This window comes from Methylobacterium sp. NPDC080182, assembly GCF_050281105.1.
In the GTDB taxonomy this organism is placed as follows: domain Bacteria; phylum Pseudomonadota; class Alphaproteobacteria; order Rhizobiales; family Beijerinckiaceae; genus Methylobacterium.
In genome coordinates, this window is record NZ_JBNNWO010000017.1 from 135,515 (window position 1) to 147,684 (window position 12,170).

12 protein-coding genes are annotated in these 12,170 nt (G+C 70.8%); 7 read left to right on the forward strand and 5 right to left on the reverse strand.

What is annotated here, in order from left to right; all coding sequences use genetic code 11:
• The first annotated feature begins 4 nt into the window (after nt 1–4).
• Nucleotides 5–481 carry an SRPBCC family protein gene (locus ACQKQD_RS26670; RefSeq protein ID WP_091981639.1) on the forward strand — a complete coding sequence of 159 codons (477 nt, stop codon included), beginning with the start codon at nt 5–7 and terminating at the stop codon, nt 479–481.
• A 63-nt stretch (nt 482–544) separates the two neighbouring features.
• Here ACQKQD_RS26670 and ACQKQD_RS26675 read toward each other — a convergent pair whose 3' ends face one another.
• From ACQKQD_RS26675 to ACQKQD_RS26685, 3 genes are all read right to left on the reverse strand, one after another.
• Nucleotides 545–1,684 (reverse strand): hypothetical protein, encoded by a 1,140-nt coding sequence (locus ACQKQD_RS26675; RefSeq protein WP_427510042.1) that lies wholly within the window; start codon nt 1,682–1,684, stop codon nt 545–547.
• A 341-nt stretch (nt 1,685–2,025) separates the two neighbouring features.
• Nucleotides 2,026–3,372, reverse strand: a complete 1,347-nt coding sequence (locus tag ACQKQD_RS26680; RefSeq protein WP_132368761.1) for an MFS transporter — start codon at nt 3,370–3,372, stop codon at nt 2,026–2,028.
• A 199-nt stretch (nt 3,373–3,571) separates the two neighbouring features.
• Nucleotides 3,572–4,021, reverse strand: coding sequence for a winged helix-turn-helix transcriptional regulator (locus ACQKQD_RS26685; protein ID WP_427510043.1), 450 nt, complete (start codon nt 4,019–4,021; stop codon nt 3,572–3,574).
• Nucleotides 4,022–4,122: 101 nt separating this feature from the next.
• Here ACQKQD_RS26685 and ACQKQD_RS26690 point away from each other — a divergent pair, with 101 nt between their 5' ends.
• From ACQKQD_RS26690 to ACQKQD_RS26715, 6 genes are all read left to right on the forward strand, one after another.
• The gene (locus ACQKQD_RS26690) at nt 4,123–4,893 is read left to right on the forward strand and encodes an SDR family oxidoreductase (RefSeq protein WP_427510044.1); all 771 of its coding nucleotides are present in this window, start codon (nt 4,123–4,125) and stop codon (nt 4,891–4,893) included.
• An 85-nt stretch (nt 4,894–4,978) separates the two neighbouring features.
• Nucleotides 4,979–5,212 carry a tautomerase family protein gene (locus ACQKQD_RS26695; RefSeq protein ID WP_427510045.1) on the forward strand — a complete coding sequence of 78 codons (234 nt, stop codon included), beginning with the start codon at nt 4,979–4,981 and terminating at the stop codon, nt 5,210–5,212.
• Between the two features lie 170 nt (nt 5,213–5,382).
• Nucleotides 5,383–6,627, forward strand: coding sequence for a sulfite dehydrogenase (gene soxC / locus ACQKQD_RS26700; protein WP_234083181.1), 1,245 nt, complete (start codon nt 5,383–5,385; stop codon nt 6,625–6,627).
• Nucleotides 6,620–7,156 carry a c-type cytochrome gene (locus ACQKQD_RS26705; RefSeq protein ID WP_132368787.1) on the forward strand — a complete coding sequence of 179 codons (537 nt, stop codon included), beginning with the start codon at nt 6,620–6,622 and terminating at the stop codon, nt 7,154–7,156. Before soxC ends, ACQKQD_RS26705 begins: the two co-directional genes overlap by 8 nt.
• A 547-nt stretch (nt 7,157–7,703) precedes the next feature.
• The gene (locus ACQKQD_RS26710; RefSeq protein ID WP_234083185.1) at nt 7,704–9,821 is read left to right on the forward strand and encodes a TonB-dependent siderophore receptor; all 2,118 of its coding nucleotides are present in this window, start codon (nt 7,704–7,706) and stop codon (nt 9,819–9,821) included.
• Nucleotides 9,822–10,007: 186 nt separating this feature from the next.
• Entirely contained in the window at nt 10,008–11,072 is a 1,065-nt protein-coding gene (locus tag ACQKQD_RS26715; protein ID WP_091981621.1) for a HoxN/HupN/NixA family nickel/cobalt transporter, read from the forward strand.
• Between the two features lie 88 nt (nt 11,073–11,160).
• On the opposite strand, the gene ACQKQD_RS26720 is transcribed toward ACQKQD_RS26715, so the two are convergent.
• Together ACQKQD_RS26720 and ACQKQD_RS26725 are read right to left on the reverse strand one after the other, a co-directional pair.
• Nucleotides 11,161–11,409: a DUF6894 family protein gene (locus ACQKQD_RS26720; RefSeq protein ID WP_026605132.1), complete on the reverse strand. Its 249-nt coding sequence runs from the start codon at nt 11,407–11,409 to the stop codon at nt 11,161–11,163.
• Between the two features lie 336 nt (nt 11,410–11,745).
• Nucleotides 11,746–12,039, reverse strand: coding sequence for a hypothetical protein (locus tag ACQKQD_RS26725; RefSeq protein WP_427510046.1), 294 nt, complete (start codon nt 12,037–12,039; stop codon nt 11,746–11,748).
• Nucleotides 12,040–12,170: the final 131 nt, after the last annotated feature.

Genomic DNA, 12,170 nt, shown 5'->3' on the forward strand with positions numbered 1-12,170 from the left:
CAGGATGGACATCGCTGGCGCGTATCGGATCCCGGTCGCGCGGGAGGCCGTCTGGGCGGCGCTGAACGATCCGGAGGTGCTGGCCCGCTGCATCCCCGGCTGCAAGGAGCTGGTGCAGGCCTCCCCGGAGGAGATGACGGCCAAGGTCGCCCTCAAGGTCGGGCCGGTCTCGGCGACCTTCGCGGGCACGGTCCGCCTCGAGGACTTGCGCCCCCCCGAGGGCTACAGCCTCGTCGGCCAGGGCAACGGCGGCATGGCGGGCTTCGCCAAGGGCCGCGCCGCCGTCAGCCTCGCGGCGGAGGGCGGCGAGACGCTCCTGACCTACACCGCCAAGGCCGAGGTCGGCGGCAAGATCGCGACGCTGGGCGGCCGGCTCATGCAGGCGACCGCGCGCAAGCTCGCCGACGAGTTCTTCGGCAAGTTCGCCGCCGAACTCGGAGCGACCGGCGACCCGGCCGCGCCCAGGGCGGCCGAGGCCTAGGAAAACCGCGCCTCGACCGCGCCGGCCGGGACGGTCGCGCCGGTCCGGCGCGTCGGAGACCGGTCATCGCTGCGACCCGATCTGCAGGACATTGAAGCCGCGCTGCAGGGAGGTCCCGAGGAACTCTCCGAACGGGGTGTTCGCACCCGCGGCACGATCGACGCGGAGGACGGCGGCACAGCCGCGCTGCGGGCTCTCGACCGAGCGGCCGTCGACGGAGGCCGCAGGGGCCATGCCGGCTCGCCAACGCGCCTTCAACGCGGAGACGGCCCTGTCGGCCGTCCGGCAATCGGGATAGGCGAGGGATACGAGCAGGGCCGGTCCGTTCTTGCCTTGATAGTCCGCCACGATACCGCCGGCATAAGCCGGGACGCCGTCCCGTCCGCGCTCGCGCTGATCCTCGATCGCCTTCCTCTGCGCGGCCAGATCGGTCGTCGCCGACAGGAGGGCGGCAGGATCGTCGGGGGTGATCCCCATCAGCGGCGTCACGACGGCCGCTTGAAGGATCGCGCCCGGGTCGCGCTCATCCGCGGCGGCCAGACCCGTCAGCGCTGTGGCGACCGCCTCGTGATCCGCCGCGCTCCGGCCGACCCCGACGCGTGTCTCCAGATCTGCGGCCGCGGACGCCTGCGCGACGACGCGATCGATCGCCAGGATCGCGCTGGTCTCGCCCATCGGGCCGGACCAGGGATCGGTCGGCTGCCGGGCCCTGAGATTCAGGGCGCGCGGCTCACCGTTGGCGAGAATGCGCGGCGCGGTCGGGACCGGCCGGAAGTTCCTGTCCTTCAGCTTGGCGACCAGAGTGTCGGCTGCCGCCTTCGTCGCCAGACCCCAGTAACTCACGCGCGCCGGAGGCTGGCCGAAGGCCGCGAAATACGAGATGTCCTCGAACGGGATGCCGGCCTTCTCGGTCCATGTCTGCGCGCCGCCGTAGCTGAGGGCGTTCAGCGGGCGGATGCTCTGCGCGAAGGCCATGCGCCGCAGGCCGGCGTCGCTCAGCGCACCGCCGGCGGCCCTGGACAGCGCCTGGACGTCCATGAAGACGATCGGCATCGGGTCAGGCGTCGCCAGGACGGAATCCGGCACCGCGCGGAGAGCCGCCTCCAGAGTGCTGGCCGCCCGCGCCGCCGGCGCGATCATCAGGACTGAGAAGGACACGACGACGAGGCGGGATGAAACTGAGCGCCAGAGAGGTCGTGTCACGTCGGATCCCATGCTCCAGGTCCCTCGGGAGCGCCGATGCCCGTCTGCCGGTCATGGCGATGACCGCGTCGGGCAAGAAGAGATCTCCGCAGTGCTCACCCGATCATTGCTGGACAGGCTCTCTTCTGTCTCCCTCAGTCGATTTTAGCTGAGCCGCTCTCGGCTACCACTAGTGAGGGTGACCTATTGACCGCGCCGCTCGGATCGCCGCCGATCGGACGCCCGGCACCGTCGAGACGAGCGACGATCGATGGGGGCGTCGGCTCTGTGAGAGCCGCAACGTGACTTCGGCCTCCGCGTGTCGCCCCCCGCGCGCCGATCCTCTCACGCGAGCGATTCTCTCACGCGAGCGATTCTCCGGTCCGATCGCGCATCGTGAGGACTGCGGCGAGCGAGATGGCCGACAGCACGGCGACGTAGAGGCCCGGCCCCGTGGGCCAGGCCAGGTGGTGGACGATCCACGTCGCGGCCATCGGGGCGGTGCCCCCGACCAGCGCCATCGAGGCGTTGAAGCTGATTGCCAGGGCCGTGCAGCGCGAGCGGTGCTGGAACATCTCGACGAACGCCGTCGGCACGACGGCGGCGTTGCCGGCGATCAGGATCGCGAACGCGACCTGGCTCAGGACGATCAGAAGCGTGTCGCCGGTGGTCAGCAGCATGAAGAGCGGCCACGACAGGATTGTCAGGCCCGCCCCGGTCAGGACCAGAACACGCTTGCGCCCGAAGCGGTCGGACAGGGCTCCGGCGATCGGGATGCACACGGCTTGAACCACCATGGCGAGCGAGTTGATGAGAAACGCCGTGTGTTGCGGCAGGCCCGACACGGTGTGCATGAACGTCACGAGGTAGACGAACACCACGTAGAAGCCGCACGCTAGGCCGAGATTCATCGCGAAGGCGCGCAGCATGGCGGAGCCGTCGATCTCGACGGCCGTGCGCAGCGGTGAGCGCTGGTCCGTCGGTGCCCGATCTTCGCGAAACACGGTCTCGACGTGATCGTCGTCGATATGGCGACGCAGAGCGAAGATGAAGACGCCGAGCACGATCCCGAAGAGGAACGGCAGGCGCCAGCCCCACTGGTGCACGTCCTCCGGCGTGAGCAGGCCGGTGACGAGCGTCCCGGCGATGGAGCCGAGCAGGATCCCCCCGGCGGCCCCGATGCAGGCGAGGCTGCCGGTCAGGCCGCGGCGCGCCGGTGCTGCGGTCTCGGACAGGAAGATGGCCGAGGAGGTGTACTCGCCGCCGACGGAGAGACCCTGGCCGAGCCGCAGCACCACGAGCAGGACGGGCGCGAGGAGTCCGGCCGACGCGTAGGTGGGCAGGCAGCCCATCAGGAAGGTCGAGACGGCCATGAGGCCCGCCGACAGCAGGAGTGCCGTCTTCCGGCCGTAGCGGTCGCCGATGTGGCCGAACACGATGCCGCCGATCGGGCGCATGAAGAAGGCGGCGGCGAACACCGCGAAGGCCGAGAGCAGCGACGTCGTGGGGCTGTCGGACGGGAAGAAGTTCCGGCCGATGACGGCACTGAAGTACCCGTAGGTGGCGAAATCGTACCATTCGAGCGTGTTGCCGATGGCGCCCGCGACCACGGAACGGCGCCGCGCCGCGCCGGGGACCTTCGGGCCGTCGGCGATCGCGTCGGAACTGATCGGGAGCGGCGGCTCACCGTACGGAGGGGTGGATTGCATGATGCGCCCGCCTTGCCGCCGAATTCAGTCTAGACGCTAGACTGAAACGCCAAGCTTGGCGAGACCATTGGAGAAGGACGACATCCCTCTTCCGCTCGACAGTTAATAGGCGCGGGGCCGCCTCGCGCGGGCGAGCCCGCCAGGGCCGCACGCCCCTCCGTCCTGCGCGGTCAGACCGCGATCGGGAGGCCCTCCGTCCTCACGGTGCCTCGGCGTCGGCGGGAAGATCCGGAGCTTCGGTCGCCGCTGCGAACGCCCGCCGGGCCCGCTCGATCTCGGCGTGGTGCGTCTCGGCCCAGATCCACACGCCGCAGAACGCGGCGCCCAGGCTCCGGCCCAGCGGCGTCAGCGTGTAGTCCACGCGCGGCGGGATCACCGGATGCACCGTCCGCCGGACGAGACCGTCCCGCTCCATCTGGCGGACGGTCTGCGTCAGCATCTTCTGGCTGATCCGGCCCACGGCCCGGCCGAGCTGCGTGAACCGGAGGGTGCCGTGCTCCTCCAGCGCCTCGAGGATCAGCATGGTCCACTTGTCGGCCACTTGGCCGATGATGTCGTTCACCAGGGCCTCGATCGCCGGATCGACGTCCTGCGGGGGTGTCCCGCGCCGCTTCGCCTCGATCGCGGGGTCCGGGGCAGCCCTGCGCATTCGACACTCTCCTTTCGGTGCGTACAAATCTTTTCGGTGCCTACTTCAGGGCGGAGAGTGTCAACCATACTCTCTGCGGCGACAACAACGGGGTCGCCATCATGAAAACCTCCGGCAACACGATCCTGATCACGGGCGGCGGGTCCGGGATCGGAGCCGCGCTCGCCCATCGCTTCCACGATCTGGGCAACACCGTCATCGTCGCCGGTCGCCGCGCGGAGGCGCTGGAACGGGTCACGGCCGGCCGCCCGGGCCTGCACGCGATGCCCCTCGACATCGCGGATGCCGGAGACATCGCGGCGTTCGCCCGGCGCGTCACGGCCGAGCACCCGGCCCTGAACGTGGTGATCAACAACGCCGGCATCATGCGCTTCGAGGCGCTGGATCAGGCGCGCGACCTCTCCGACGCGGAGGCGACGATCACCACCAACCTGCTCGGCCCGATCCGTCTGACGGATGCCCTCGTCGCGCATCTGGTCACACGGCCGGACGCGGCGCTGATCAACGTGTCGTCCGGGCTGGCCTTCGTGCCCCTGACGACCACACCGACCTACTCGGCGACGAAGGCGGCGATCCACAGCTACACGGTCTCGCTGCGCGAAGTTCTCAAGGGCCGGGTCGAGGTGATCGAGCTGGTGCCGCCGGCGGTCCAGACGGATCTCACGCCCGGCCAGGCCACCCGCGCGGGCTACCTGCCGCTGGCCGACTTCATCGACGAGGTGATGGCCCTGTTCCAGCAGCAGCCGACGCCGGCCGAGATCCTGGTGCAGCGCGTCGCCTTCCAGCGCAACGCCGAGGCCGAGCACCGCTTCGACGCGGCCGTCGCGACCCTGAACGAGGCCGCTCGCGCGGCCCGCGCGGCGCAGGAATGAGGTGCGCGCGGAGATCCGCGAGGAGATCCGCGTCGCCGCGCGCGGGCGCGACCCGTGTTTCATCAGTTCAGCCTGGAGACGATCGATGCCGTTCGCCAATTTCAAGATCCCGCAGGGCATGATGACCGGTCCGCAGAAGGCGGATCTGATCCACCGCACGACGGATCTGCTGGTCTCCTTCTTCGGGGAGGCCGCGCGCCCGCACACCATGGTCCTGGTCGACGAGGTCGTGGATGGCGGCTACGGGCGCGCGGACGAGGTCTTCGATCTCGAGGCCCTGCGACGCCTGCGGGCGCACCACGAGATGGGTTCGCGCTGACGGCCTCCACATCGTGCCGGCGGCCCTGCTCGGAGCAGTCGACGATCTCGTCGCGCGCGTCCGTCCCCGGACCGCGTTTCGAGCCCCGTTCCGACGGGACTAGGAGGGAGCGCCGTTGCGTGAGACTCTGGGCCTGCCCCGGCGGGCGGGGCGAGGCGGAGTGCCATGCGATGAGCCAGGACGACGAATCGCCGCCGGCGCGGCGCCGCTTCCTCGCACAAGGCGCGGCGGCGGCCGCGGCCGTCCTCGCGGGCGGGCCGGCCCGATCGGACGAGGCGGCGCCTCCGGCCGTGCCCGAATGGATGAAGGTCCCGGGCGCCGATGTCGGCAGCCAGACCTACGGCCGGCCCTCGCGCTTCGAGGAGGGCGTCATCCGCAACGTCCCGAAGGGTCTGAAGCAGTACATCTCGGCGTCGAGCCGCACGCCGCTGCAGGATCTCGACGGCATCCTGACGCCCAACGGCCTGTTCTACGAGCGCCACCACGGCGGCATTCCGGACATCGATCCCGCCCAGCACCGGCTGATGATCCACGGACTCGTCGAGACGCCGCTCATCCTCACGATGGACGACATCCGCCGCTTCCCGTCGGAGTCGCACATCTACTTCCTCGAATGCTCGGGCAACCCGGGCTTCGAGGCGATCAAGGGCAAGACGGCGTCGGACCTCGTCGGCCTCGTCAGCTGCGCCGAATGGACCGGCGTGCGCCTCGCGACGGTCCTGGCGGAGGCCGGGCTCAAGCCGGACGCGCGGTGGGTCGTGGCCGAGGGCGCGGATTCCGCCGCGCTGACCCGCAGCATCCCGATCGCGAAATGCCTCGACGACGCCCTGCTGGTCTACAGCCAGAACGGCGAGCGGCTGCGCCCCCAGCAGGGCTACCCGCTCCGGGTGCTGCTGCCCGGCTACGAGGGCAACATGAGCGTGAAGTGGCTGCGCCGGCTCAACGTCACGGCGGAGCCGGCCTATTCCCGCGAGGAGACGTCGAAGTACACCGACCTGATGCCGGACGGCACGGCGCGGCAATTCACCTTCGTGATGGAGGCCAAGTCGATCATCACGCGGCCCTCGGGCACGCAGCGGATCGCCCCCGGTTTCCACGAGATCACCGGCCTCGCCTGGAGCGGGCGCGGGCGGATCCGCGGCGTGCAGGTCTCGACGGACGGGGGCGGGAGCTGGCGCGACGCCGCCTTGCAGGAGCCGGTGCTCAACCGGGCGCTGACGCGGTTCCGCCTGCCCTGGCGCTGGGACGGGACGCCCACGACCATCGCGAGCCGGGCGATCGACGAGACCGGCTACGTGCAGCCGGGCTTCGAGGCGCTGACGGCGGTGCGCGGCCTCAAATCCTTCTACCACAACAACGCGGTCGTGCCCTGGCGCATCGCCGCGGACGGCGAGGTGGCCAATGGCTATGCGTGAAGCCCGCGCCGCCGCGGGGATCGCCCTGGCGCTCGCCTGCGCCGGGCCGGCACGGGCGACGGAGCGCCTCGGGATCGGGCGTCCGGCCACGGAGGCCGAGATCGCCGCCTGGAACATCGACGTCGACCGGGACGGCCGGAAGCTGCCGCCCGGACACGGCAGCGTCGCCCACGGCCGAGAGGTCTTCGAGACCCAATGCGCCTCGTGTCACGGCAGCCGGGGCGAGGGCGGGACCGGCGAGCGGCTGGCCGGCGGCCAGGGCACGCTCGCCTCGGCGAAACCGCTCAAGACCGTCGGCAGCTTCTGGCCCTACGCGCCGACCCTGTTCGACTACATCCGGCGGGCGATGCCGATGAACGCCCCGCAATCGCTCAGCGCCGACGACGTCTACGCGGTCTCGGGCTACGTCCTGTACCTGAACGGGCTCGTCCCGGAGAGCGCCGTGCTCGATGCCGCCACCCTGGCCGCCGTCCGCATGCCGAACCGCGACGGGTTCGTGCCGGATCCCAGGCCGGATGTGAGACCCTGACGGGAGCGGCGTACCCGATCAGGCCGCCCCGGCCCCGCCCGCCGCCGGGGCGCCACGGTGCTGTGGCCGTTCCGCCACTGTCGTCGCAACATTATTACATTCGGTTGCCGGGGCGTTGACCCGGGCGGTCGCCGCGGCAAGTATTTTCCTGCCAAGGTTATCCGGGCACGGTCCGGAGCCGGGGTGGTAATCCGGTGCGCGCTGCGCGGTGCGTCCGGATCTGCCCCGCACCTGTCGACTGGGCGCGCCCGTTCCCCGCGGCCGCCGGTGCCGCGCACCGGGACGGTCCGGCGGCGGCGATGACGCGCGTCACGGGAGGCGGCCTTCGGCGCGACGACGTTCCTCGGGCGCGGTGCCCAGCGGAGCGCGCGGTGCCGCCCGTCCGGGCGTGACGCCGCCCGCCTCCGCGTGGCCGCGCGCCGGCAGCAGCGAGTGTGTGGTGGCGAGTTCTGGACGATTGTCGTTCCGCGAGAGTCCCAGGCCGCGCCGGGGATGCGCCCGCCCTGCCGGGGCGCGGCGCGGCAGCCCGCGCCTGGCCCTGGCGGCCATGCTGTCCGCCGGCGTGCCGGTCGGGGAGGTCCGCGCGCAGGAGAGCGTGACCCTGGAGGAACTGTCGGTCGAGCATGTCGGCGAGGGCGCCGCCCGGACGACGGCGTCCGGGCGCGGCAGCATCGGCCTGATCGGTCCGACACCGGGCTACGGCGCCGGCGCGGCGGTCAGCGCGACGCGCACGGCCACACCGCAGATCGACGTGCCCGTGGCCGTGTCGGTGGCGCCGCGCGAGACGATCACCGACATCGCCGCCACCCGCGTCGACCGGGTCTTCGACTACCTGCCCGGCGTCGCCCGCCAGAACAATTTCGGTGGCCTGTCGATCTTCAGCTACGCCATCCGCGGCGTGACCACCTCCGAGATCTACAAGAACGGCTTTCCCCTCAACCGCGGGACACCGCCGCCGCCCGACGCCCAGAACATCGAGCGCATCGAGGTGCTCAAGGGGCCGGGAGCGGCCCTGTTCGGGCGCAGCGACCCCGGCGGGCTGGTCAACCTGATCACCAAGCAGCCGACCGCCGAGCGGTTCGTCGAGTTCGGCAACCAGGTCGACTCGTTCGGCCTGACCCGGGGCACGATCGATGCCGGCGGTGCGCTGAGCGCGGACGGCACGGTGCTCTACCGCTTCAACCTCGCCGCCCAGGGTGCGGGCAGCTTCCGCGACTTCGTGGACAGCGACCGGCTCCTCGTCGCGCCGGTGGTGAGCTGGCAGGTCACCCCGGACACGCGGATCACGGTCGAGACCGAGTTCGTGAAGAACCGAATCGTCTTCGACCGGGGCGTCATCGCGCTGAACCGGCAACTCGGGTTCCTGCCCGTCTCCCGCTTCCTCGGCGAGCCCGGGCAGAGCACCTATCAGAACAACAACACGCTGCAGGTCCGCGTCGACCACCGGTTCGACGAGAACTGGCAGCTTCGCCTCGCGACCTACTTCAACACGGGCGATCTCGCGGGCGAGTCGGCGGAGATCCGCGCCATCGCTGCCGACAACCGCACGGTCTCGCGCGACCGCAACGTGCGCGACTACCGCTGGGACGTGGCCGTCGGGCAGGCCGACCTCGTCGGGCGCTTCGATACCGCCGGCATCGGCCACACGCTACTGCTCGGCATGGACCGGGAGAGCACCGACAGCCGCACGCAGTACTTCCGCTCGAACTTCCGCACGAGCCCGTTCGCCCTGGACATCTACGCCCCGGTCTACGGGCAGGCGCTGCCGCCGATCACCATCCCGCGCAACAACCTGGAGCGGATCACCAACACCGGCCTCTACGCGCAGGACGAGATCGTCCTGAGCCCCGAATGGCGGGCGCTCGTCGGTGTGCGCCTCGACATCTTCGAGCAGAGCTTCCGCGAGCGCGCCGTCCGCAGTCAGGTCGACCAGTCGCGGGTCGCCGCGTCGCCCCGGGCGGGCCTCGTCTACCGGCCGATCCCGGAACTCGCCCTCTACACCAACGTCGGCACGAGCTTCCGGCCGAACATCGGCCCGGACGCCGCCGCCGTGACCCGCGGCACGGCCCTGCCGCCCGAGACCGGCCTCGGCTACGAGGTCGGCGCCAAGTCCGAGCTGTTCGGCGGCAGCCTGCTCCTCACCGCCGCCGCCTTCCGGGTGGAGCGGGAGAACGTGCTCACGCCCGATCCCGCCAATACCGGCTTCTCCCTCGCCGCCGGGGCCGTCCGCAGCCAGGGGTTCGAGCTGACGGCCCAGGGGCAGATCACGCCGGAGCTGAAGCTCCTGGCCGGCTACGTCTACGCCGACGCCCGGGTGACCAAGGACAACGTGCTCCCGGTCGGAGCCCCGCTCATCAACGTGCCGCGCCATTCCGGCAGCCTCCTCGCGGTCTACGAGCCGGAGGGGGCGTGGCGCGGCTTCGGCATCGGCGGCGGCGTGCGGGGCGTGGGCGCGCGCGCCGGCGACGCGGCCGGCTCCGGCTTCACCCTGCCGGCCTACGTCGCGGTCGACGCGCTCGCCTACTACCGCTTCGACAATGCCCGGATCGCGCTCAACGTCGAGAACATCTTCGACACCGCGTACTACGAGAGTTCGCTGAACGTGTTCCGGGTCTATCCGGGCTCGCCCCGGCGGATCACGGGCTCGGTGACGGTGCGGTTCTGATGGCGGGCCCGCGGCCCCCGTCCAGGCAGCCGCCGGGATCGTCGCGCCGGCGAGAGGACGCGCCTGCGGGACTCCGCAGGCCGACCGCTTCTGCGCTATGTCGGATTCCGTGCTGCACGGCAGCAGCGACGCGACAGGCCCGGGCAACGGGGCCGAGGGGACGGTATTCGGGTGGGTAAGGCTTTGATGGAAGCGATCGTCCCGTCCGATGGCACGGCGCCCCGCGTCGTGCGGCGCCGCATCGTTCTGCTCTACCTCGTCCTGATCGCGGCCAACGTTGCCGCCTGGTCCTGGGCCTACAGCCTGTTCGCGGGGCAGCCGGCCCTGCTCTCGACCGCGCTGCTGGCCTACGTCTTCGGGCTGCGCCACGCGGTCGACCCCGACCACATCGCCGCCATCGACAACGTCACGCGCAAGCTGATGCAGGCGGGCCAGCGGCCGGTCTCGGTCGGCTTCTGGTTCGCCCTCGGCCATTCCACCGTCGTGGTGGTGGCCGCGGCCGCGGTGGCGCTGGCCGCCACCAGCCTGATCACGGCCTCGGAAGGCTACCGGGAACTCGGCGGCCTGATCGGCACAGGCGTCTCGGCCGCCTTCCTGATCCTCATCGGCCTCGTCAATCTCGTCGTCCTCGCGGGGGTCTGGCGCGCGTTCCGGCAGGTGCGGCGCACCGGCCGCTACGTCGAGGCCGACCTCGACATGCTGCTCGCCAACCAGGGCGTCCTCGCCCGGATCCTGCGGCCGCTGTTCCGCCTCGTGACGCGCTCCTGGCACATGTACCCGCTGGGCCTGCTCTTCGCGCTCGGCTTCGATACCGCCACGGAAGTGAGCCTGTTCGGGCTCTCGGCCGCCCAGGCGAGCCAGGGCATCGATCTCTGGACGATCCTGGTCTTCCCGGCGCTGTTCACCGCCGGCATGACGCTGGTCGACGCGACCGACGGCGTGCTGATGCTCGGCGCCTACAGCTGGGCCTATGTCCAGCCCATGCGCAAGCTGTTCTACAATCTCACCATCACCCTGGTGTCGGTGGTGGTCGCGCTGGTGGTCGGCACGCTGGAGGCGCTGAACCTCCTGGCGGACAAGCTCAACCTCCAGGGCTGGCTCTGGGAGCGGATCGCCGCGATCAACGACCATTTCGGCGTGCTCGGCTTCGGCATCGTCGGCCTCTTCGCGGCGGCTTGGCTCCTGTCGTTCCTCATCTACCGCCTCGGCCGGTTCGACCGGATCGACGTCAAGCCGGCCGACATCCCCTGACCGGCGTCGGCCGTGTCCACGCGGGACGTTCGGCGCCGGTGAGTTGGGCCGATGTCGGAGCGCGCCGGATGCGCGCGGCGGGCTGAACCTACCCGGCCGCCTCGCTCAGCCTCAGGCCGGTGAACGTCAGCGTCGCCGTGTAGATCGGGGCGCCGGCCGCATCCCGGACGACCACCGTGTAGGTTTGCCTGTCCCCGTCGCTCGGGATCTCCCATCGCGCGACGTCCGGGAGGGAGATCATCGCTTCTCTGCGCGCAGCGTCGAAATCGGCGCACTCGGTCCCGTCCTCGTCGCGTTGCAACTGACCGTCGTGGATATCGAAGAAATAGCGCGGCACCCACGCCTCCGTGACTGGCTTCCCCTCACGAAAGCTAACCGGGATCGGAAACACCGGTTCTCGGCGCGCGGCGCCCGATCCGCGCCGGTGACCGCGGCCGACGCCCTCGGATGAGCGGGCGTCGGCCGGGCCCGGCCGGCTATCCGTTCCGGGCCTTCCGGCGCTGGCGGCCGTGCCGTCGCGTCGCCGGATCGCGTCCTCGAACGGACACGTCGCGCGGGGCTGCGGATCGGAAGTGAGAGCGCCGCGCGACGGCGTGCGCGGCGTGACGGGACCGCTCCGGCCGTTCCGGCCGGGCCCGTGCCTCCGGACGGGCGGTCGCGGACCCGCGGTCTCTCAACGGTCTCTCGTCTTCGTGGTACGGGAATCCTGCGTCTTGTTTCCGTCGTCGGCCGGCGAGGCGCCCGGAACGCCGGTGTTGCCCGAGCCCCCGCCCCTCTCTCCGCCCTTCATCTGATCGCCGTGCTGCATCCGCTGCCCGCCCGACCCGGACGGCGTTGGCCCGGACGTCGATCCTCCGGCGGCGCCCTGCGCCGTTGCCGCGCCGGCCGTGCCGAGAAGGAGCGACGACACGAGGACGAAGATCCGGATTGAGGTCATGATGTTCTCCAGAAAACTACCATTGGGCAAGCACAGAAAGCTGTCTGAGTTCCGGAATATCGCAAAATATCGAGGGTGAGCTCATGATGTTATGTTTTTCTTATTGAATACTGCGGGTCGACGTGCCGAAATATCCGATGGCGGTCCGGGCGCGCGCGCAT

Excerpts from the sequence above, each read along its gene's own strand:
- ACQKQD_RS26710 (WP_234083185.1), top strand. The coding sequence starts at position 7,704 with ATGCTGTCCGCCGGCGTGCCGGTCGGGGAGGTCCGCGCGCAGGAGAGC.
- ACQKQD_RS26690 (WP_427510044.1), top strand. The coding sequence starts at position 4,123 with ATGAAAACCTCCGGCAACACGATCCTGATCACGGGCGGCGGGTCCGGG.
- ACQKQD_RS26685 (WP_427510043.1), bottom strand. The coding sequence starts at position 4,021 with ATGCGCAGGGCTGCCCCGGACCCCGCGATCGAGGCGAAGCGGCGCGGG.
- ACQKQD_RS26670 (WP_091981639.1), top strand. The coding sequence starts at position 5 with ATGGACATCGCTGGCGCGTATCGGATCCCGGTCGCGCGGGAGGCCGTC.
- soxC (WP_234083181.1), top strand. The coding sequence starts at position 5,383 with ATGAGCCAGGACGACGAATCGCCGCCGGCGCGGCGCCGCTTCCTCGCA.
- ACQKQD_RS26715 (WP_091981621.1), top strand. The coding sequence starts at position 10,008 with ATGGAAGCGATCGTCCCGTCCGATGGCACGGCGCCCCGCGTCGTGCGG.
- ACQKQD_RS26705 (WP_132368787.1), top strand. The coding sequence starts at position 6,620 with ATGCGTGAAGCCCGCGCCGCCGCGGGGATCGCCCTGGCGCTCGCCTGC.
- ACQKQD_RS26680 (WP_132368761.1), bottom strand. The coding sequence starts at position 3,372 with ATGCAATCCACCCCTCCGTACGGTGAGCCGCCGCTCCCGATCAGTTCC.
- ACQKQD_RS26695 (WP_427510045.1), top strand. The coding sequence starts at position 4,979 with ATGCCGTTCGCCAATTTCAAGATCCCGCAGGGCATGATGACCGGTCCG.